The organism is Amycolatopsis ponsaeliensis, from assembly GCF_030182635.1.
Classification (GTDB): domain Bacteria; phylum Actinomycetota; class Actinomycetes; order Mycobacteriales; family Pseudonocardiaceae; genus Amycolatopsis; species Amycolatopsis ponsaeliensis.
Window position 1 is genome coordinate 378,483 of record NZ_JAPZLD010000001.1, and the last position, 20,898, is coordinate 399,380.

Below are 20,898 nucleotides of genomic sequence, written 5' to 3' on the forward strand. Positions count from 1 at the left end.
GGGCACTTTTGCCACCCTTTTGCCTCCCGAGTGGTCTGGCTCACAGAATTTTCGCTCAGATGAGCGAAAATGCGAAAGAATCTGAAGAGTATTCACGAAATGGGGGGTGAGTGGGGGTGCGGGGCGGGCGTGGTGGAGCCGGGTGGGTGGCGCTCGGTCGGTGCGTGCGATCGGAGTGGCTCCGCTGGTGGGGTTGGCGAGGCGATGGGGCTCGGCCTCGGGCGGCTCGCGGGGATAAGTGGCATGCGTCCGCTGCTCGCGACCTGGGCGGCTCCGCACCGCCCCGGCCGCCGGTAGCCCCGGCCGCCCTGAACCCAGTCCGCTGGGCCGACGCGTCAGCCTGGCTCGCTTGTGACCTCGCCGGCCGGGTGAGGCGTCACCGGTCGGCGAGTCTGCGTGGCGGCCCAGCACGCCCCGCGGCCCGGCCTCACACCCGACACTCCGGCCCAGCCCGGGAGATCCCGTCGATCACCAGGCCCACACCCCCTCGAACCGGGTTTTACCCGGCTTTAGCCGCCACCGGGCAAGATCGGGTTCGTCAGGCGGCCGGCCGTGGGAAATGGGGGCCACGGCGCGGGGGGTGCCGGGGGAACGGCGGCCGTCTGGCATCGGAGGGGGCTTCGGGGGAACCACGTTCCGCGTCGCGGTCGCGATGCGCACTGCCGGGCTGGGAACGCGCAGTGCCGCCCCGGGAAGAGGGGAAATCTATGCACACCACACTGAAGTGCGCCCTGGTCGTGGGCGCGGTCGCGGCGAGCGTCTTCGCCGGGCCGGTCGCGTCGGCGGCCGAACAAGGGGGCGTCTCGAGCACCTGCCCCGACAGCGCCTGCGTCACCCCACCGGTCTGGTTCCCGGGCGGAACCCTGTCGGTCGACGCGGACGTGCACGGAAGCGGACCCGCCGAATGGGTCGTCCGCGGCCCGGGCGGCGTGGTCTGCCGGACCGGTTTCGCCGCCGAAAGCGGCCCGCAGTCGTGGGTCTGCCGTGGCGTGCCGGCCGGCGAACTGGAGGGCGTCGTTTCCGGGCCCGCGGGCCCGTCGAACATCGGCCTCCGCTGGTAGTGAACACCCACTGGGATAGAGGAGAACAGCCATGACGACGATCCGCTTCTTCACCCGCTCCGTGGTGCGCAGCGTGCGCAACCGCCGGCTCGGCAACACCTGGGTCATCTACTACGAAATCTACTGATCACCCCGTGCCCGCGGCGGAAAGCCGCGGGCACGGCCGCCTCCGCGGGAGACTTCCGTGCACACCTCCGCCATCCTCGCCGACCCGCTGCCGACGCTCGCCGGCTGGGCGGACGACCGGCTGCCGATCCGGCCGTTCGGGCCGGGCCGGTACCTCGTGTCCGGCGACGATCTCGTCCGCACCGCGCTGGCCTCGACCACCCGCCCGTTCGAAGCCAAGGCGGCGACCTTCGGCGCCGTCGCCGACTGGGTGCCCGGTTCCGACCGCAGCCGCCCGGTCAACGCCGCGCTGGGGCGCGAGCTGGACCGGGCCTGGCAAGCCGTGCCGGACGACGCGATCAGGGCGGAACTCGCGACCTCGCGAGAGCCGTGGCCCGGCGCGCTCGCCGGCGTCTACCTCCGGTTGTTCGGCGACCAGCTCTTTCCCGGCCTGCCCACATCGCCGTTGCGGGACGCGCTGGCCGCTTCCGACGGACTCGACCGGGCCGGCTCGGCGCTGCGGCGGTTTCGGGGCCGGCTCGCGCACAGCCGGGCCGACGCCGCGCTCCACCGCTGGGCGGCGGGCAACGACGGCGCGCTTCCCGAAGCGCTCCGGGCGACGCTCGGCGCCTCGGACGACGTCGCGCTGGCCCTGCACGGCCTGGTCGGCGCGGTCTGCCGCGCCGCGTCCATGGTGGCCGCCTGGACCATCCTGCTCGACCGCGGCTGGCGACCAGGCACGCCGGCGGGCACGATCCTGCGGCCGCGAGCGGGCGCCGCGCCTGAACGCTCCGTCCGGGATCCCGGCGACTCGATCGGCACGGTCCTGTCGCCGCGAGCGGGCGCCGCGCCCGAGCACCCCGTCCTGCAGCCCGGCGACCCGATCAGCACGATCCCGCGGCCGGCGGAAGCCGCACCCGCCGAGCACCGCGTCCGCGAGGCTCTGCGCCTGTGGCCGGTCGCCTGGCAGCTCGCCCGCACCGTCACCGAGGCGACCGAGCTGGGCGGCGTCGACCTGGTCCCCGGCGACCGGCTCTACCTGTGCACCTACCTGCTGCACCGCGACCCGGACTTCTGGTCCGAACCGGGGGAGTACCGCCCACAGCGGTGGGACCGGCCACCCGAGAGCTACAAGGCCCGCTACCTGCCCTACGGCTTCGGCAGCGCCGCGTGCGTCGGCTCCCGGTTCGTCAACCGGGTGACGGCCCGGGTGGTCGCCTGCTCGGACGCGCTCGACGGCCTGGGCCTTCAGGTCGTCGACCCCGATCCCGTGTTCGGCTCGCTGCTCGCCCCGCCGGTGGTGCGGCCCGTTCCGCTCGGGTGATCCTTTTCCCGCTACCCTCGTGACCGGGAATGACCGGTTTGCCCGGTCAGCGGGGGGTGCGGAGAAGTGCTCGAATTCGGGGTGCTGGGACCGTTGCGGGTTCTGCGCGACGGCGTTCCGGTGCCGGTCAAGGGGCCGAAGGTGCGGGCGCTGCTCGCCGTCCTGGCGCTGCGGGCGAACGCGATCGTGTCGTTCGACCGGCTCACCGAGCTGCTGTGGGGCGACGATCCGCCGGAGACCGCCCGCAAGAGCATCCAGGTGCACACCGTCCGGCTGCGGCGCGTGCTCGGCGACGGCGTCGTCGAGACCCGGCCGACCGGCTACCTGCTGCACGCGCGGCCCGAGCGGCACGACCTGCTGCGCTTCCGCCGGCTGCTCGCCGACTCCCGCGCGGAGCCCGCGCCCGAGGCCGAACGCGCGCTGCTCGCCGACGCCCTCGCCTGCTGGCGCGGCCCGCTGCTCGCCGACCTCCCGGTGGAGATCGTGGGCCGCGTCGAGACCGGGCCCGCCGAAGAGCGGCTGTGGGCCCAGGAGCGCTTCTTCGAGGTGAGCCTCGAGCTCGGGCGCCACGCCGAGGTCACCGCCGAGCTGGGCAGGCTGACCGGCGAGCACCCCTGGCAAGAGGCGTTCTGGGCGTTGTACCTCGAGGCACTGCACGGCTCGGGGCGCCGTGCCGACGCGCTCGAGGTGTACCGCAAGGTGCACCGGAGGCTCGCCGACGAGCTCGGGATCGGCCCCGGCGAGCGGCTGCGGCACGCCCACCAGGCGGTGCTGGCCGGCGAGCCGGCCGCCGCGCGATCGCGGTTCCGGCCGCGCCAGCTGCCGCCGGACGTCGGGGCGCTGGCCGGCCGGGCCGATCTGATGTCCACTTTGGACGCGGTGCTGGGGCCGGACCGGCCCGCCGCCACGCACCCGCCGATCGCGCTGCTGGTCGGGCCGGCCGGCGTCGGCAAGACGACCGCCGCCGTGCACTGGGCGCACCGGGCCGCCCGGCACTTCCCGGACGGCCAGCTCTTCGTCGACCTCCAGGGCAGTTCGACGCTCCCGGCGCTCGCCGGGATCGAGGTGCTGACCCGGTTTTCGCACGCGCTCGGCGTCCGGCCGGGGCACGTCCCGACCGAGCTCGCCGACGCCGCCGCGCTGTACCGGTCGGTGCTGGCCGACCGGCGGGTGCTGATCGTGCTGGACAACGCGGCCGGGCCGGACCAGGTCCGCGCCCTGCTGCCCGGCAGCCCCGGCTGCGCGGTGCTGATCACCAGCCGCGACCGGCTCGGCGGCCTCACCGCGACGGTGGACACCCGGCGCGTCGAGCTGGCTGAGCTGCCGCCGGAGGACTCGCTGGCGCTGCTGGCCGCGGTCGTCGGCGCGGACCGGGTGCGCGCGGAGGACGACGCGGCGCGCGAACTGGTGCGGCTGTGTGCCGGGCTGCCCCTGGCCCTGCGGATCGTCGCGGCGAACCTGGCGCTGTGGCCGGACCGGTCGCTGCGCGGCTACCTCGCCGAGCTGGCCGGGCCCGACCTGGTGACGCGGCTGGCGGTGCCCGGCGCCGAGCAGCTGGGGGTGCGTCGAGCCTTCGACCTCTCGTTCGACGCCGTTTCCCCCGCCGCCGCCGGGTTCTTCCGCCGGCTCGGGCTGGTGCCGGGCGCCGACATCGACGTGCCGAGCGCGGCGGCGCTGGCCGGGGCCGACGAGGTCCGGGCCGGTGCGCTGCTGCGGGAACTGGCCGCGAGCCACCTGGTGCAGTCCCGGGGCGACGACCGGTTCGGGCTGCACGACCTGCTCCGCGGGTACGCGGTCGCCCGCGCCCGCGACGGCCTGCCGGAGGCGGACCGGACGGCCGCCCTCGACCGGCTCCTCGAGCACTACCTGCGCACCGGGGCCCGGGCGGCGGCCGCGCTCTACCCGGATCTTCAGCTGCTGTCCGGCTTGCCCGGCGGCACCGAGGCCGCCGAACCGGCCGAAGCCCGCCGCTGGCTGCTGGCCGAGCACGCGAACCTGCTGGCGGCGATCCGGTCGGCGCCCGGGCCGTTCGCCTGGCAGGCGGCGGACCTGCTGCGCGGGTTCTTCCACTCGCACCGGCTCGACGCGGAGTGGCAGGCGGCCGCGACCGCGGGGCTGGCCGCGGCGCGCCGAGCCGGGGACGAGCGGGCGGCCGGCGCGATGCGGCACAGCCTCGGCGCGCTGGCCTGGAGCCGCGGCGACTACCCGGCCGCTCTCGCCGAGCTGGAGGCCGCCCAGGAGTCCTACCGGGTCGCCGGCGCCCGCGGCGGCGCGGACTCGGTGCTGCACGCCCTCGGCGTCGTGCACCTCGACCTGGGCCGGCTCGACCGGGCGATCGAGCACTTCACGGCGGCGCTGGCCGGCGCCCGGCGGCACGGCACGCCGATCCGGGCCGCGAACGGGCTGATCAACCTGGGCGCCGTGCTCATGGAACACGGCAAGCTCGCCGAGGGCATCCGGCACAACGAGCAGGCGCTGGAGCTCTGCCGCCGGCTCGGCTCACCCCACGCGGCGGCGATCGCGCAGTGCAACCTCGGCTACGGCTACCGCGTCTCCGGCGACCTGCCCCGTGCGCTGGCCGTGCTCACCGAAGCCCTGGATGCGTTGCGGGAGCTGGGTTCCCGCGATGACGAGGCCGACGCGCTCGTGCGGCTCGCGGCGGTCCACCGGGTCACCGGCGACGTCGCGCGGGCCTGGCCGGCCGTCCGGCTCGCGGTGACGGTGGCGCGCGAGGCGGGCAACCAGCGGTTCGAGGTGGACGCGCTCAGCGCCCTCGGCGACCTGCACCGCCAGACAGGCGACGCGGCGGCCGCACTCGCCGACTACGGCGAAGCCCACGCGCTGGCGGAAAAGATCTGCTACCTCCGCGGCGAGCTGACGACGGCGATCGGCATGTCCTCCGTGGACACCACGGCCGCGGACGCGGAGTCGGCCCTGCGCACCGCCGAAGAAGGCGGTTTCCGGTTACTGGCCGAACAAGCCCGGACGACCCTGGCGACAACGGCCCTCACCGACGGCCACCCGGAGCGCGCCGAAACCGAAGCGGCCCACGCGCTCGACGGCTTCCGCCAGGCGGGCCACCGCTTGGGCGAGGCATGGGCCCTGCTGATCCTCGGCAACGCCCGCGCCGTCACCACCAGCCCTGATGCGGCCCGAAAATGCTGGCGCGAGGCCGAAAAGCTCCTCGCCGCAGCCGGCGCCGCTCCCGCACTGGCCGAAGCCCGCCGCCTGCTGTCCGGCTTCCGAAAGCCGTGAATGCCGCCTTGAGGGACTTGGCGTCCCTCAAGGCGGCATTCACGGACGACGGCCGGCGTCTCTCAGGCGGGCAGGTCCACCAGCTCGGCCAGCCGGGCCCGGTGCTTGCCCGGAGTCCCCAGCGCCAGCTCGTCCGCCTTCGCCCGCTTCAGGTACAGGTGCGCCGGGTGTTCCCACGTCATCCCGATCCCGCCGTGGAGCTGGATCGCCTCCTCCGTGGCCTTCACCGCGATCGGGCCGTTGCGCGCCTGGGCCACCGCCACCGCGATCGGCACGTCGGTGCCCGTCGCCAGGGAATCCGCCGCATAACGCGCCGCCGCCCGGGCCAGGACCAGGTCCGTGTACAAGTTCGCCAGCCGGTGCTTGAGCGACTGGAACCCGCCCACCGGGCGGCCGAACTGGTACCGGCCCTTGAGGTACGACACCGTCTCCGTCAACGCCCATTCGGCGACACCGGTCTGCTCCGACGCCAGGATCCCCGCCCCGAACAGCAGCGCCTCCTCCAGCGCCGAAGCCGCGTCCGGGCCCGCCGCCACGAGCACCGCCGGCGCGCCCGACAGCTCCACGTCGGCCACCCGGCGCGTCAGGTCGAACGACACCAGCTCCGTCACCGTCGCGTCGGCCGCCGAGACCACGTACAGCCCCGGCCCGTCCGGGCCCGCGGCCGGGACGACCAGCAGGTCCGCCACCGACGCGTCGGCCACCGTGCCCACCCGGCCGGAAAGCGTGCCGTCCGGCGAGGCCGTCACCGATGACGGGAAGCCCGCACCCGGCGCCGTCGACAGCGGCACGGCCAGCGCGCCGATCGCCGAACCCGTCGCAAGCCGGCGGACGAAGTCGTCCGCGCCCGCGCGGACCAGCGCCGTCGTCGCCAGCACCACGCTGCCGAGGAACGGCACCGGCGCCACGCTGCGGCCCAGCTCCTCGGCCACCACGGCCACTTCGCGGGCCGACGCGCCGTGCCCGCCCAGCTCTTCGGGTACCGCCAGCCCGGCCACGCCGACCTCGTCGGCCAGCGTGCGCCACAGCTTCAGGTCGTAGCCCTCGGCCGTCTCGACGCGGGCCAGCAGGGCCGAAGCGTCCGCCTTGGCCTTGAGCAGGTCCCGGACTGACGCCCGCAGGTCTTCCTCAATGTCCGAATACAGCAGGTCAGGCGGTGTTTGACTCATCGGGGGAGGTCCTTCCAGGCGACGTCCTTGTCGACGCGCGGCTCCGAGGGCAGCCCCAGCACGCGCTCGGCGATGATGTTGCGCAGGACCTCCGAGGTGCCGCCCTCGATGGAGTTCCCCTTCGCGCGCAGGTAGCGGTAGCCGGCCTCGCGGCCGGTGAAGTCGACGATCGCCGGGCGCCGGAACGTCCAGTCGTCGTAGGCCAGGCCCTCTTCGCCGAGCAGTTCGACCTCCAGGCCGGTGAGCGCCTGGTTCAGCTCCGAGAACGCGACCTTCATGGCCGAACCCTCCGGCCCGGGCGCACCCTTCGTCAGCTGCTGGCGCAGCCGGGTGCCGGCCAGCCGCAGCGTCTCCGCCTCGACCCAGCGCTGCACGAGCCGGTCACGCAGCTCCGGCGTCCGCAGCTCGGGCCGCTCGCGCCAGGTCTTCGTGACGATCCCGATCAGCCCGCCTTCGCGCGGCTGGACGTGCCCGCCGATCGCGACGCGCTCGTTCATCAGCGTGGTCTGCGCGACCTTCCAGCCCTCGCCGACGGCGCCGAGGCGCTGCGTGTCCGGGATCCGGACCTCGGTCAGGAACACCTCGTTGAACTCGGCCTCGCCGGTGATCTGGCGCAGCGGCCGGACTTCGACGCCCGGCGCCGTCATGTCGCACATGAAGTACGTCATGCCCTGGTGCTTGGGCACGTCCGGGTCGGTGCGGGTGACCAGGATCGCCCACTGCGACTCGTGCGCGCCCGACGTCCACACCTTCTGGCCGGTGACGATCCAGTCGTCGCCGTCACGCACCGCCCGCGTGCCCAGGGCCGCGAGGTCCGAGCCGGCGCCCGGTTCGCTGAACAGCTGGCACCACACCTCCTCGCCGGTCCACAGTGGACGCAGGAAGCGCTGGTGCTGCTCCGGCGTGCCGAAGGCGAGGATGGTCGGCGCGGCCATGCCCAGGCCGATGCCGATCCGGCGCGGGTTGTTGTCCGGCGCGCCCGCCTCGGTGAACACACCGTCCACAACGGACTGCAGGGCGCGCGGCGCGTTCTGCCCGCCGAGGCCGGCCGGGAAGTGGATCCAGGCGAGCCCGGCGTCGAACCGGGCCCGCAGGAAGTCCATCCGGTCCGTCGACGCGGGGTCGTGCGCGGCCAGGAACCCGGTCGCCTGGCGGGTCAGATCTTCGGCGGTGACAGTCACTTCGCGCCCTCCGAGAGGTACTTCTTCAGTTCACGCCGGGCCAGCGACCGCTTGTGGACCTCGTCCGGCCCGTCGGCCAGCCGCAGCGTGCGGTTCCCGGCCCACATCGCCGCCAGCGGGAAGTCCTGGCTGACGCCGCCCGCGCCGTGCACCTGCACGGCCTTGTCGAGGATCCACTCGACGGTGATCGGGGTGGAGATCTTGATCGCCTGGATCTCGGTGTGCGCGCCCTGGTTGCCGACGGTGTCCATCAGCCACGCGGTCTTGAGCACGAGCAGCCGCTGCTGCTCGATCTTCACGCGCGACTCGGCGATCCAGTCCTGGACGACGCCCTGCTGCGCGATCGGCTTGCCGAACGCCTCGCGCGAGATCGCGCGGCGGCACATGAGCTCGAGCGCCCGCTCGGCCATCCCGATGGCGCGCATGCAGTGGTGGATGCGGCCGGGGCCGAGGCGGGCCTGGGCGATCGCGAAGCCGTCGCCCTCGCCGGCGATGAGGTTCTCCACCGGCACGCGGACGTCCTCGAAGAGCACCTCGGCGTGGCCGCCGTGGTCGCTGTCGTCGTAGCCGAAGACGTGCATGCCGCGCTTGACCGTCAGGCCCGGGGCGTCGCGCGGGACCAGGATCATGCTCTGCTGCTTGTGCGGCGCGGCTTCGGTGTCGGTCTTGCCCATCACGATGAAGATCTGGCAGGCCGGGTTCATCGCGCCGGAGATGTACCACTTGCGGCCGTTGATGACGTACTCGTCGCCGTCGCGGCGGATGCTGGTCTCGATGTTGCGGGCGTCGGAGGAGGCGACGTCCGGCTCGGTCATCGCGAACGCGGAGCGGATCTCGCCGTTCAGCAACGGTTCCAGCCACTGCTTCTTCTGGTCGTCGTTGCCGAACATGGCCAGGACTTCCATGTTCCCGGTGTCGGGCGCGGCGCAGTTGACCGCGGTCGGCGCCAGCCGGATGCTGCGGCCGGTGATCTCGGCGAGCGGCGCGTACTGCAGGTTCGTCAGGCCCGCGCCGTGGTCGCCGGGGAGGAAGAAGTTCCACAGGCCGCGCTTGCGGGCTTCGGCCTTGAGCTCGTCCATGACCGGCGGGATGGCCCACGGGTCGTCGCGTTCGGCGAGCTGCTGCTCGAACACCGGCTCGGCGGGGTAGATGTGCGAGTCCATGAACTCGAGGAGCTTCCCGCGCAGCTCCTCGGTCTTCTCGTCGAACGCGAAGTCCATTACTTCTCCTCTTTGAGAATCTCGTTGCCGTGCGTGATGAGCAGCGGGACGCCGGCCCCGACGCCCTCGAAGCCAGCTCCGACCGTCTGGCCTTTTTGGTAGCGGTAGTAGATGCCTTCCAGGATCACGGCCAGCTTGAAGAACGCGAAGCTGACGTACCAGTTCAGCTGCGAGACGTCGCGCCCCGAGCGTTCGGCGTAGCGGGCGACGACCTCGTCGGTGGTCGGGTAGCCCGGGGCCGAGCTGGCGTTCGAGACGAACTGCAGTGACACCTTGTCGCGCTCGGCGTAGGCCACCAGCAGCGCGAGGTCCGTCAGCGGGTCGCCCAGCGTCGACATCTCCCAGTCGAGCACCGCGGAGATCTTGTCGCCGCCGTCGACGAGGACGTTGTCGAGGCGGTAGTCGCCGTGGATGATCGACGGCTTCCCGGACGCCGGCACCGCCGCGGCGAGCCGGTCGTGCAGGTCCTCGATGCCGTCCAGGTCGCGGCTGCGGGACGCGTCGAGCTGCTTCTTCCAGCGCCGCAGCTGCCGCTCCAGGAAGCCTTCGGGCCGGCCGAAGTCACCGAGCCCGACCGTGGCCGGGTCGACGGCGTGCAGGTCGACGAGGGTGTCGACCAGCGCGTCGGCGATGGCCCTGGTGCGTGCTTCGCCGAGTTCCGCGAGTTCGTCCGCGGTCCGGTAGGGCGTGCCCTCGACGAAGCTCATGACGTAGAACTGCGCCCCGATGACGTCCGCGTCCTCGCACAGCAGCAGCGCTTCGGGCACTGGCACGGCGGTGTCGCGCAGGCCCGAGATCACCCGGAACTCGCGGGTCATGTCGTGCGCGGTCGGCAGGACGTGCCCGAGCGGCGGGCGGCGCACCACCCAGCGCGACCGGCCGTCGCCCACCACGTAGGTGAGGTTCGACCGGCCGCCTTCCACGACGTCCGCGGTCAGCTCCCCGGCGACCAGGCCGGGCCGGTGCGCGTCCAGGTGGGCGCGCAGGCGGCCCAGGTCGAGTCCTGGCGGGTTCATCGAACCTCCTCACTCGAATGCTTTCCGGGGGTCCGGGTGGCGGAGCCCCCGGCTCGGGGCGAAGCCCCGGACAACACAGTTGCGGGGGAGCATACCGACTAGTCGGTATGACGTACAGAGATGCTCGGGTGCGGAGCTTTCACGGGAAAGCTCCGCACCCGGCGACGTCACGCGAGGAACCGCGTCACCCATTCGGCGACGCAAGCGGGCTTCGCTTCGCCGTCGATCTCGACCGTCCACTTCGACACCGCCTGCTTGCCGCCCGGGATGTCGGTGATCTCGATCAGCTCCGCGCCCGCGCGCAGCTTCGAGCCGACCTTCACCGGCTGCGGGAAGCGGACCTTGTTGAGGCCGTAGTTGATCCCCATCTTGATCCCGTTGACCTTGTAGATCTTCGGGCCGAACGCCGAGAGCAGCGACAGCGTCAGGAAGCCGTGGGCGATGGTGCCGCCGAACGGGCCCGCGGCCGCCATCGCCTCGTCGACGTGGATCCACTGGTGGTCGTCGGTGGCGTCGGCGAACTTGTTCACCCGGTCCTGGGTGATCGTGTGCCACTCGCTGTACCCGAGGTGCTCGCCGACCGCGGCGGCGAACTCGTCCAAAGAAGCGAACTCGCGCATCTGCCTCAGTCCTTCGGTCCGCCGGCGGCGTAGATGACCTGGCCGGAGATGAACCCGGCGCCCTCGCTGACCAGGAAGGAGGTCAGGTGGGCGATGTCGTCGGGCGTGCCGACGCGCTGCACCGGGATCTGCGTCGCGGCGGCGGCCTTGAAGTCCTCGAAGCCCATGCCGAGGCGTTCGGCCGTCGCGGCGGTCATGTCGGTGGCGATGAAGCCCGGCGCGATCGCGTTGGCGGTGACGTTGAACTTGCCCAGTTCGATGGCGAGGGTCTTGGTGAAGCCCTGCATGCCGGCCTTCGCGGCGGAGTAGTTGACCTGGCCGCGGTTGCCCAGTGCCGACGTGCTCGACAGGTTGACGATCCGGCCGTGCTTCTCCTGCGTCATGTACTTCTGCACCGCGCGGGTCATCAGGAACGAGCCCTTGAGGTGCACGCCGAGCACGGAGTCCCAGTCCTGCTCGGTCATCTTGAAGATCAGGTTGTCGCGGGTGATGCCGGCGTTGTTGATCAGCACGACCGGCGGCCCGAGCTCGTCGGCGACGCGGGTGACGGCGGCCTCGACCTGCTCGGCGTCACTGACGTCCAGCGCGACACCGACGGCCTTGCCGCCACCGGCGACGATGGCCTCGGCGCCCTGCTTGACACCGGCCTCGTCCAGGTCCAGCAGCGCGACGGCAAAGCCATCAGCGGCCAGCCGAGCAGCCACAGCGGCGCCGATGCCACGGCCGGCACCGGTGACCACGGCGACACGGGAAGGGGAATCGGTCACGGGGGACCTCCTCGTCGTTGAGAAAGCGGGCTCGTGCCCGCGAGCCTACTAAGCGGTTGCTTTCTGGAGAATACGCGCGACTGATCGCGAAAGTGGTGATGGCATGCGCGGAATCGTAGCCGGGGCCGAATGCAGGTGCTCGGTTGGTCCGCTTGGGGGAACCGCTCCAGGTGATCCCGCCCGTCGCACTCTTGACTTGCTGGATCGGAGTGCTGTATCAACAGGGCGTCGGATCGGAATATTTGAGCACAGTTTTGGTAGGCTTTCATTCGACGGACCGCTGGAGAGCGAGGACCGATGAGCGATACGGCCGCTATCGCGCGCATGGTCCGCACGGTGCGCGAAGCCCGGGGTTGGGCTCAGGCCGACCTGGCCGACGCGGCCGGCGTCTCGCAAGGCTTTGTTTCGAAGGTCGAAAAAGGACTTCTTCCCCTGACGGCTGAGTACCTCGCTGCCGTCGCCGAAGCCCTGGCTGTGCCCACGGATCTGCTTCGGGTAACCGGTCCAATCGGAGGTGTTGAGGTCACCTGCCTCCACCACCGCCGCCGCTCCGGCGTCATGTCGGTGAAGATGATGCGCGCGGTCGAAGGCCTCACCCAGCTGACTCGGCTGACAGTCGACGGCTTGTCCGCAGGCGTGTACGACTCGCGGCCGCAGCTCCTCGAACTGGCCCGGATGCCGCTTGCCGAACACGGCGACCCCGCGGCAGTCGCGGCCGCTCTCCGGCAGACGTGGGAACTACCGACCGGACCCGTCGAGGACCTTGTCGCGCTGCTCGAGTCCGCGGGCGTCCGTGTGATGCGCCGCGACTTGGGCACTGCCGCACAGGACGCGGTGAGCACCTGGCCAGCGCACGGGCAGCCGTTGATCCTCCTCAACCGAGATCTTCCTGCCGACCGCGAGCGCTTCACGCTTGCGCACGAGGTCGGCCACCTCCTGATGCACGAGTTGCCTGCCGACGACCAGGAGAAGGAGGCGAACCGGTTCGCCGGAGAGTTCCTCGCACCGGCCGACGAGCTGGAACCGCTGCTGCGGGGATTGACCGTGCGACAGTTCGCGAAGCTCGCGGACCTGAAGATGACCTGGAAAGTGTCCATGGCGATGCTCATCCAGCGTGCGGCCGACCTCGAGTGCATCTCCGCGAGCCAGTTCAAGACTTTCCGCATCCGGCTGAACCAGTACGGCTGGAGCCAACACGAACCCGGGGACCTCTCGGCCGAGGCGCCTCGCCATGTCGCCAACTTGATCACGGCCCAGCTCGACCGGCACGAACAAGATGTCGACGCCGTCGCAGAACTCGCCCTGATGCTGCCGGAGCCGTTCCGGCGCCACTACCTACCTCTTGTGGTGGAAGAGTCCGCCGCCGCGACGGTGCGATCATGAATCCGGACAACCTGGGACCCGAGGGGGTCAGCGTGGTCAACCCGATCGCCGCCAGAACGGCGCAGGGCAAGCCGTATAGTCGAATCGAGTCTGCCCTGGCCGACGTTCTGCTCGTTCAGGCGGATGCGAGCGATGCCGGGGTCGACGTCGCGATCGAGCGCTCGGACCGCCTGGGCGGCGGCATCGTCCTGACTGGGGAGAAGGCTCTCCAGGCGGCCGAGCACCTCGTCCGCAGCCAGCGCTATCAGAGGCCGATTCTCGTCGACCGCAGTCGGTACACGGGTAAGAACCGGGCCTTAGCGTCCGATCACCTAGATCTCAGCTGGATCGAGCGTCAACGTCGGCTGGAACTTCCCGTCGTGATTCCGGACGCCGGTTACGTCGGCGAGCACGACGATGCCGGACTGGACAGCGTGCTGCAGCGATGTGCCGCTCTAGGCCCGGACGTCGCCGCCTCCCTGTTTCTGCACGTGAGCTGGCTTCATCCCGACAAGCTGCCGCGCCTGGTCGATGCCGTCACGGATGCGGGTACGCCGATCGCGGTTGCTTTCGAACATGCGCATGACCCATTGGGTGCGAAGTACGCGATCTACGGGCTGGTGGCCTTACTGCAGATCCCCGCGCCTGTGATCCTGCTCCGATGTGACACATCATCGATCGGAGCACTCGCCTACGGTGCGCTCGCCGCCGCCGTGGGAACGCGGTCCAACCTTCGCCACTTCTATCCGATCTCGGACGGGTCGGGCGGAGGAAGACCCAAGCCGGCTGCCGTGGTCGAGCGGCTCCTGTCCTACGTGCACCTGGAGAAGATCGACCTCACCGCGCAGATGGACCCCGACCACCCGGACTGGCACTGCGACTGCGATGTTTGCAACGGCCAGTCGCTACAGCAGCTCGGCTCGTCTCCTGATCCCGACATTGCAGCGTTCCTGCATTCGATCGAAATCCTCTACCGCATCCGGCGCGAAATCCTGCGAGGTGGTGACCTCTTGACGCGCCGAAAGGCGTGGACCGAGCAGTGCTCGCACGCAGAGTTCAAGCACATGGAGATCGACACGACCCACTTCGCGTGGGAAGTACCGCCCTACCTGGGACGTTGGGTACAGCGAGGAAAGGATACCTCTGACTTCAGCCTGCCGGCGCAGGCTCGATGAGGCCGTCTTCGAGGAGGCGGGCGTAGACCAGTTCCTCGGTCCACCTCGTCACAGTCGTCGGTCGTGACGAGGCCACCGGGCCAACCCGTCCTCGATGGTCGACGATGGCACCCGAACACCTCGATCGCAGAACCCAGACTCCGTAGCGTTCGGCCGCCGTCAGGCATGCTTGGGGCGCGGCTTCATCCTGCTGCAAGACCAGCACCGTCGAGGCGAACCCGGCAAAGCCGCTTGCCGCCTTCATCCCGGATTGCCAGCTCGAACCTGTCGCGATGACTGCGGACAGGCTTACCACCGCTGGCGGTGCCGGAAGTTCTGGCCACTCCCACAGGGCGACAGACGTGCGGTCAGTGACCGGGGACATGCCTCGACGCAACCGCAGAGCGTGGGCTTCCCCGTCGACGAGCGCCAGTACGGAGACCTGCTTGCCGAACAGGGTGATGTTCGACGCCAGAACTCCATCCCAGCCCAGGTCGTCGATCACCGTGCGCGCGGGATGGCGATCTGCGGCTTCGGTGGACAGGAGCAGGCCGCCCCGCCGCTCACTCGACATCGGTAGTGCCCTCTTCCCGCGTTCGTGCTGACGGCCGGTCCCGCAGCCTAGACGGGTCACCCGATAGTGCAACAGGGTGAGGCTCGTCATCGCTGCGCGAGTACCGACGACGCACTTCCTGTTCAGCCACGAGGGTGAGTTCGCCACTCGTCTCGTCGCGAAGCTCGAAGTACACGGAGTCACCCGGCGACAGCCCGAGCGCACGCAGGAGTTTGACCGGGATTGCGACCTGGTTCACCTGTGAGATCCGCCGTGGCCCGACTAGGTCCTGCATATTTGTAGTTTTACAAATTTTACGAGCGGCGTCTAGGTTCGACGGGCTTCTCGTAGGGACGCCGTCGCGTGCGAGTTGGGTCGGTCAGCGACGGATCAACTTCGGCAGTGGACGGGAGGCCGTCGACATCAGGAGCCGCGGCCGTCGGTCGGTGGCATGCTTGTGCAATGGCACACCGCGATCCGGCCGGAAGCTATGTCGTCGCGATCCATCACCAGGCCGTTTGGCGGATGGTCGAGGAAGTTATCAACGTCCTCGGCGTCGACGGCGCAGCAAAGTTGAAGACGAGGTCCGGAGAGCACTTGGCCGTGGTGCTGGCCGCGGCGTTCCTCGGTGTGCCGCCGAGTTCGGTGGACTCCGACGGTGGTACCGACATCCGATTTGATCTCGATGTGGACATGCGCGGGCATGCAGCGGAGCTGATTGGCCGGACTGACGTCCGGTTCGTTGACTTCGAAGTGAAGTCCCTCCCCGGCCCAGCTCGGGCGTTCGACGCCAGGATCAAGCGTGCCCTCAAGCGCGGTCAGGAACTCAGCGAACGGGACCGCTCGAGGAAAACCCAGGTCACGTCTGCGAATGCGATTGTTGAAGCCGGTCGGGAGATGATCGAACGGGCCGCCGAGCAGCTTAGCAAGAAGTCGTCGCCAGATTGCGCCCGCAACGTCTTCTTGATTTCGCACCTGCTTGACCACATGTTCGCCGAGGTCCTTGATGTCGTCATCGCGCACCATCTGGAACCTCTGACTGACCTGCCCGGCGAGGCGGACGCAGTGTGGTTCCTTTTCGCGCCGCTACACCTCGTGGTGTGGTCGAGGTCCGCGAACCGCTGGACGAACCTGGTGTTCTCGGCAGGGGCGCCTGGAGAAAAACCTCCCGGTTTCGATGACGGCGTCGAAATTCTGGTCGCCGTCGACGCGGAGTTCCGCCGGCTGCTCGGCGACGAGCAGCCTTCCCCGTACGCCTTCAAGCTCACAGCCGGCGATCTCTGATTAGCGTTTCCGAACTTTCCGAACCTATATGCGTAAGGCGTTGGTCGCGAACGAAGAGGTCGGCCGGGAGAGCCAGTCTACGCCGCGAGCGGGTGTGGCTCCGCAGTCAAGGCAGACAACGCGGCGGCCAGTTCCTCGAGCGGTGCGGCGACGTAGGTCAACGTGCTGCCGGTCTGATAGCCGGCAGCGTGACCCGCATACGTCGCTGCCACGGCATACCCGTAGTTCCTCTCGACCCAGGTGAGGGTCGTGTACCGGATCCAGTGCGCGGTGATGCCCATCTCCCGGATCCACGGCAGGTGGTTGCTGAGCCGCTTCCAGAACGTCTCGTACCTGGTGTGGCAGATCGGATTTCCGTTGCGATGCCGAAGAAGCTGATCGTACTCCGTGAGGTGGGACGAGCGCTCCTCTGCGTGTTCGAGGAGGCCCAATGCGAGGGTGCGCGAGATCGGCTGGTCGCGCGTCGTGCCGCCCTTCTCCCTAAGCTTGAGCAGGCAGAGCTCTGTGTTGACGTCACACGGCCGGATCGCCAGCGCTCCGCCTCTTCGGCACGCGGTTTCCGTGTGGAGACGGAGAAGCAGGGTGTCGAGAGCGGGATCCGTTCCGGTCGTCGCGGCGACCTCGTTAATTTCGATCAACTGCCGAGCGGTCAACGCTCGCCGGAGGTTCTTTCGCTGTCGAGGCTTCCGCAGCCCCAGGGCCGGGTTTCTCGGAGCCCGGATGAGTTGATCGTCCACCGCGGAACGGTAGAGGGCTCTTACTGCATCGGTGAAAGTCGCTTTGGCCGCCAGGCCGCCACGCGCGCCGGGGCGCCTCGCTGCGCGTGCCTGGACTTCGTTGGCCAGAGCCTTCAACTCCGACGTCGTCGGTTCGTCGATGGCGCGGTCGGGCCACTTCTCGTTCAAGACTCGCCAGTAGACGGACCAGGTCGCAGCCGATTTCGGGGAGGTCGCTGCCGTAATGCTGGGGATGTACTCGGCGAAAGTCGGAACGGCTGTCTTCGCCATCCGGTCGTCCGCCAAGATGTCCTCGGCGGTGACGCCGAGCCGGTCGAGGAGAAGCTTCGCCGTCTCCAGGTCGGCATCCCTACGAGGAGTGGCACGGCCGACTTCCAAGGGCGCCGCACCGAGGTACGCGGTCATCGTGCCGGTGAGGTGCTGTGGAACGCCGCGAGGGCCTCGTCGAGCGTCGTGAGTGGGTAGGCGATGACAGTCCGGTGAGCCTCGATCGCAGCGAGCAGAACGCGGTCGCCGGCCGCGATGCTGAACCGGCGGCGCGTTGCGGCGGGGATGGTCACGCACCTTGTCGGCGCGACTTTCAAGAGGCCGTTCGGGTGGGGACGGAAGACGACGGCGTGGGTTGTCGCGATGACCTCGATCGGCTCACCGGGCAGCCACGCGGCGGCGTCGACGACCTGTTGGTCGTGCGCGCGACCGGCGCGGTCGACCCGCGGGAGCGCGAACGTCATGGAGTCATCACGACGCGAGGAGAGTAGCCGAGCCACCGGAAGCGGCTCCGGAGGCGACGGTTCAACAGTTGCGAGGGCATCGGGGATCACGGCGTTCAGGATGCGATCGACCGCTGCGGATCCCTCTTGGGTGACGGAGCGTCTGGCAACGGCTTCGAGATCGACTGCGTCGCCCACTCGGTAGTCGACGTCTTCCCGGATGGGCATCATCGACTCCTCGTGTGGTAGCCATGCCGTGTTTCCTCTTCCGGTACGCGGTCAGCCCGCCAAGGCCAGCGCAGCGTCGGGGCGAGGACGTCCAACCCTGGCGGTGTGGAGTCGATGCGGAGGATCGCGGCGGTCCAGGTCATGCCGATGCCGATGCCCAGCAGAGCTACGTGATCGCCGGAGGCAACCGCGCCGCGGGTGAGCAGGTGGGTGAGGCCGATGATTTGGTCGTTGGGTCCGATGTGGCCCCATTGGTCGCCGGCGTGGCAGAGGGTGCGGTCGGCGGTGATGCCGAGGGGTTGCAGGCAGTGGGTGTCGAGCAGGTGTCGGCCGTAGTGCGGAAGCAGTACCCAGCGCAGCTGGTCGAGCTGCAGGCCGGCGTCGTGGAGCGCCTCGTCCATGACGGCGCGGACCCCGTCGTGATTGCGGCGGTTGACCGAGGCCGCGCCGACGGCGTCGGTGTACTGGCGTTTCCGCTCGCGGATGCGCTCGATCCCGAGTTCGGTGGTGCCGGCGGGGAGGAAGCGGTGGTTGCCGCGGTGGAGTTGTTCGAGGGTGGGGTCGGTGTAGGAGCTGGTGGCGAGGATGTGGGCGAGGCCGGGGTGGCGGCCGAGGATGAGGGCGGAGCCGCCGTCGCCGTAGGCGATGCCGTGGTCGGCGGTGAGGTGGTCGAAGGCGGGTGGGCCGAAGGTTTCGCCGCCGGTGAGCAGGACGGTGTCGAGGTCGGGGCTGCCGGCGAGGACGCGGGCGGAGATGTCGATGCCGCCGATGAGGCTGTTGCTCATGGCGTTGAGCTCGGTGGCGATGCCGCGGCCGGCGGGCAGGCCGAGGCGGCTGCGGACGTAGGCGGCGCGGGACCAGAAGTCGATGCCGCGGCTGCCGCGCCAGATCGCGGCGTGGAAGTGCAGGTCGGGGACGGGCAGCGGGCCGGTGGTGGTCATGGCGATGCTGGCCAGGGCGTTGCGTCCGGCCCGCACAGCCAGGTCCATCCCGGTGCTGTCCGACGCGATCGATACCGCGCGCTGGCTGGTCGCTCCGTGCAGCGTCCGCGTGGTCTTGAGGTTCTCGACGGTGACGATGTCGCCGAGCGCGGCTCCGACACCGCGGAGGTGCGTGTTCTTCCAGCGCATCGTCAGCACCGCCCGTCTCGGGTGGGCTCCGCCGAGCTGGACGTGATGTCGGTGACGATGGCGTCGACTGAGCCGTAGTAGGCCCGTAGGTGATGGGTCGTGATGCCAGTACAGGCGGCGATTTCGTCGAGTGTGACCGGTCCGCCGGGTGGCGGGTTGTCGAGTAGGTCGCGGGTGGTGTCGGTGATCCAGGTGCGCATGGGGTCTCCCCGGTCGGGCGGGTGGGTTGGCACGCCAGGTGACGGGGAGATGCCGGACGGTCCGGTAGGTGGCGTGAACGCTGGGACGGCTTGACGAGACGAGCTGGGCTAGGGGCGGCGGGCGCGGCCGTTGCGCCGGGTGAGCACGGCCTTGTGGTGGGCGCGGCGCAGGTCGGGGATCTGGTCGCGGGCGGCGTGGTCGAGTTCGGGCATGCGATGGATGTCGGTGTTGAAGCCGGGGTCGGTGCGGAAGACCAGTGCGAGGACGGAGGCGTTGTTGCTGAGGTTGACCACCGCGTACGGCAGGGTGACGGGGATGTAGATCATGTCGCCGGCCTGCGGGTGGAACGGCTGCATCGCGTTGCCGGAGAGCACCGCGACGTGGCCACTGATGATCGCGATCGCAGTTTCGGTGGTGTCGTGACGTTGCGGTGCAAGGGTGGTGGCGCCGGGCAGGTGCATCCGGCCGCCGGAGAGCGCGCGGGTGGGCACGACCCCGGTGCGCAGGATCGGGGTGAGCGTCTCGTCCTCGTCGGCCAGATTCCCCGCAGCTGACGGCAACGGCGTGGTCGTGGTGTCCATCTCGACAGTCCTTCCAGGTGAGTTCAGCGGGCGGGGGTGTCGGTGGTGTGGTGGGCGAGCTTGCAGGCGAGCGCGGCGTTGGCGACGGCGTCCGGTACGAGCCTGCGGCCGTGCCCGCACGCCGCGGCGACCGCCAGCACCGGCCGGTCCAGTTCGGTCTCGACCAGCCCCAGCGCGGCGCCGGAGTCCTTCGGTTGGGTTTCGTCGACGAGTCCGGCGATGACGTCGATGTCGCGGCGCAGGTGCCGCAGCGACCGGTAGAACCGCGGATCCACCGAGGGTGCGGCTGTGCCCGTGCACATCGGGATGTGCGCGGCCGGCATGGGGATCCGCAACCGGTGCAGCTGCTTGCGCAGCGCGTTGAGGAACTGCACCGCAGGCACGAGGTCGGTCAGGGCGAACAGCGGCTGGTGGCCGAGGTCGCCGTGGCAGAGATGGATCCGCCACGTCGCGTCGCGTGGGCCGTCGGCGAAGATGCGCGCGACCTGTTTGGCCAGCGCGCGCACGGCGGCGGGCCACAAGGGCCGTGGGGTGCGGTCCAGCGTGGCCAGCACCGCGGGGGTCTCGAGCTGGAAGACGACCTGGTTGCCGTGCTGGTTGTGGATGGTGTGGACGTCGTCGAGCACAGCCTGGCGGAACACCGGCAGATGCGTGACCGCGGCACCGGGGCTGCCGAAGGTGAACAGCGCCAGGTCGTAGGGGTTCGGGACCGACACCTGATGCGGCGGAAAGTCGCGGTCGTCCTGCAGCTGGTTCCGCGCGGCCATCACCGCGTCGGTGTGTGCGGCGCGCCCGAGGGACAGGTCCTCGGATTCGAGCCAGTGCCCGCGCTTGAGGCGGTAGGTCGGCATGTCGTCGTAGTCGGCGGAGTGGCCGGTGCGGACGGGTTCGAGGGCGTCGACGGCGGCGAGGCCGTCGAGCCAGTCGATGATCCACCGCGGATCCGGGTCGCACGGCAGACCGGTCAGCGACGTGTCGGTGCTGTGGTCGAGGAACCACTGCATCGTCGCGCGGTGATCGCCGGTCAGGACGGCGGGCAGCGAGCCGACGAAGTGGACGGCCCGGACGTCTTCGGATGAGGCGGTGTCGAGCAGGTCGTGGCTGGTCTGGCTGAAAACGAGCGTGGACATGGGTTTCTCCCCTGTTCGGTGAGGCGGATGAGGTTGTGTGGTTGTGCGGGCGCGGGGAGGCCGCCCGGCGGGGACGTGGGGTGGGAGGGGGCGCGGGCCCGCGATGGAGG

General features: G+C 70.3%; 19 protein-coding genes. 6 read left to right on the forward strand and 13 right to left on the reverse strand.

All coding sequences use genetic code 11. The annotated features are described in order from the left end of the window. The first annotated feature begins 707 nt into the window (after positions 1–707). The 3 genes from QQ657_RS01675 to QQ657_RS01685 all read left to right on the forward strand — a co-directional run bounded on the left by QQ657_RS01675 (position 708) and on the right by QQ657_RS01685 (position 5,745). Entirely contained in the window at positions 708–1,061 is a 354-nt protein-coding gene (locus QQ657_RS01675) for a hypothetical protein (RefSeq protein WP_284740210.1), read from the forward strand. A gap of 184 nt (positions 1,062–1,245) precedes the next feature. Next, positions 1,246–2,490: a cytochrome P450 gene (locus QQ657_RS01680; RefSeq protein WP_284740211.1), complete on the forward strand. Its 1,245-nt coding sequence runs from the start codon at positions 1,246–1,248 to the stop codon at positions 2,488–2,490. Between the two features lie 66 nt (positions 2,491–2,556). Next, a complete protein-coding gene (locus QQ657_RS01685; protein WP_284740212.1) occupies positions 2,557–5,745 on the forward strand; it encodes an AfsR/SARP family transcriptional regulator in 3,189 nt (1,062 codons plus the stop codon). A 62-nt stretch (positions 5,746–5,807) separates the two neighbouring features. Here the strand turns inward: QQ657_RS01685 and QQ657_RS01690 are convergent, their stop codons facing one another. The 6 genes from QQ657_RS01690 to fabG form a co-directional block, all read right to left on the reverse strand. Next, positions 5,808–6,914, reverse strand: a complete 1,107-nt coding sequence (locus QQ657_RS01690; protein ID WP_284740213.1) for an acyl-CoA dehydrogenase family protein — start codon at positions 6,912–6,914, stop codon at positions 5,808–5,810. Continuing rightward, on the reverse strand, positions 6,911–8,095 hold the full coding sequence (locus tag QQ657_RS01695) for an acyl-CoA dehydrogenase family protein (protein WP_284740214.1): 1,185 nt from the start codon (positions 8,093–8,095) through the stop codon (positions 6,911–6,913). Before QQ657_RS01695 ends, QQ657_RS01690 begins: the two co-directional genes overlap by 4 nt. Further along, a complete protein-coding gene (locus QQ657_RS01700) occupies positions 8,092–9,315 on the reverse strand; it encodes an acyl-CoA dehydrogenase family protein (protein ID WP_284740215.1) in 1,224 nt (407 codons plus the stop codon). The genes QQ657_RS01695 and QQ657_RS01700 overlap by 4 nt, the downstream gene beginning before the upstream one ends. Continuing rightward, the gene (locus tag QQ657_RS01705) at positions 9,315–10,331 is read right to left on the reverse strand and encodes a phosphotransferase family protein (protein ID WP_284740216.1); all 1,017 of its coding nucleotides are present in this window, start codon (positions 10,329–10,331) and stop codon (positions 9,315–9,317) included. The genes QQ657_RS01700 and QQ657_RS01705 overlap by 1 nt, the downstream gene beginning before the upstream one ends. Positions 10,332–10,498: 167 nt before the next feature. After that, entirely contained in the window at positions 10,499–10,951 is a 453-nt protein-coding gene (locus QQ657_RS01710) for a MaoC family dehydratase (RefSeq protein WP_284740217.1), read from the reverse strand. A 5-nt stretch (positions 10,952–10,956) separates the two neighbouring features. Beyond that, positions 10,957–11,718: a 3-oxoacyl-ACP reductase FabG gene (gene fabG, locus QQ657_RS01715; protein ID WP_284740218.1), complete on the reverse strand. Its 762-nt coding sequence runs from the start codon at positions 11,716–11,718 to the stop codon at positions 10,957–10,959. Between the two features lie 297 nt (positions 11,719–12,015). Between fabG and QQ657_RS01720 the strand changes: the two genes are divergently transcribed. Beyond that, on the forward strand, positions 12,016–13,101 hold the full coding sequence (locus QQ657_RS01720; protein ID WP_284740219.1) for a helix-turn-helix domain-containing protein: 1,086 nt from the start codon (positions 12,016–12,018) through the stop codon (positions 13,099–13,101). After that, the gene (locus QQ657_RS01725; protein WP_284740220.1) at positions 13,098–14,255 is read left to right on the forward strand and encodes a hypothetical protein; all 1,158 of its coding nucleotides are present in this window, start codon (positions 13,098–13,100) and stop codon (positions 14,253–14,255) included. The genes QQ657_RS01720 and QQ657_RS01725 overlap by 4 nt, the downstream gene beginning before the upstream one ends. Here the strand turns inward: QQ657_RS01725 and QQ657_RS01730 are convergent. Continuing rightward, complete coding sequence (locus QQ657_RS01730) at positions 14,230–14,898, reverse strand: hypothetical protein (RefSeq protein WP_284740221.1); 669 nt, start codon at positions 14,896–14,898, stop codon at positions 14,230–14,232. The two genes, QQ657_RS01725 and QQ657_RS01730, sit on opposite strands and share 26 nt — an antisense overlap. Before the next feature lie 351 nt (positions 14,899–15,249). Between QQ657_RS01730 and QQ657_RS01735 the strand changes: the two genes are divergently transcribed. Then, complete coding sequence (locus tag QQ657_RS01735; protein WP_284740222.1) at positions 15,250–16,071, forward strand: hypothetical protein; 822 nt, start codon at positions 15,250–15,252, stop codon at positions 16,069–16,071. Between the two features lie 77 nt (positions 16,072–16,148). Here the strand turns inward: QQ657_RS01735 and QQ657_RS01740 are convergent, their stop codons facing one another. The 6 genes from QQ657_RS01740 to QQ657_RS01765 all read right to left on the reverse strand — a co-directional run bounded on the left by QQ657_RS01740 (position 16,149) and on the right by QQ657_RS01765 (position 20,788). Then, positions 16,149–17,213 (reverse strand): tyrosine-type recombinase/integrase, encoded by a 1,065-nt coding sequence (locus tag QQ657_RS01740; RefSeq protein ID WP_284740223.1) that lies wholly within the window; start codon positions 17,211–17,213, stop codon positions 16,149–16,151. Further along, positions 17,210–17,746 (reverse strand): hypothetical protein, encoded by a 537-nt coding sequence (locus QQ657_RS01745; protein ID WP_284740224.1) that lies wholly within the window; start codon positions 17,744–17,746, stop codon positions 17,210–17,212. Before QQ657_RS01745 ends, QQ657_RS01740 begins: the two co-directional genes overlap by 4 nt. Further along, a complete protein-coding gene (locus tag QQ657_RS01750; protein ID WP_284740225.1) occupies positions 17,746–18,876 on the reverse strand; it encodes a 3-oxoacyl-[acyl-carrier-protein] synthase III C-terminal domain-containing protein in 1,131 nt (376 codons plus the stop codon). Before QQ657_RS01750 ends, QQ657_RS01745 begins: the two co-directional genes overlap by 1 nt. 2 nt (positions 18,877–18,878) lie before the next feature. Then, positions 18,879–19,076 (reverse strand): hypothetical protein, encoded by a 198-nt coding sequence (locus QQ657_RS01755; protein WP_284740226.1) that lies wholly within the window; start codon positions 19,074–19,076, stop codon positions 18,879–18,881. 108 nt (positions 19,077–19,184) lie between these two features. Further along, entirely contained in the window at positions 19,185–19,658 is a 474-nt protein-coding gene (locus QQ657_RS01760) for a cupin domain-containing protein (protein WP_284740227.1), read from the reverse strand. A 23-nt stretch (positions 19,659–19,681) separates the two neighbouring features. After that, the gene (locus QQ657_RS01765) at positions 19,682–20,788 is read right to left on the reverse strand and encodes a hypothetical protein (protein ID WP_284740228.1); all 1,107 of its coding nucleotides are present in this window, start codon (positions 20,786–20,788) and stop codon (positions 19,682–19,684) included. Positions 20,789–20,898: the final 110 nt, after the last annotated feature.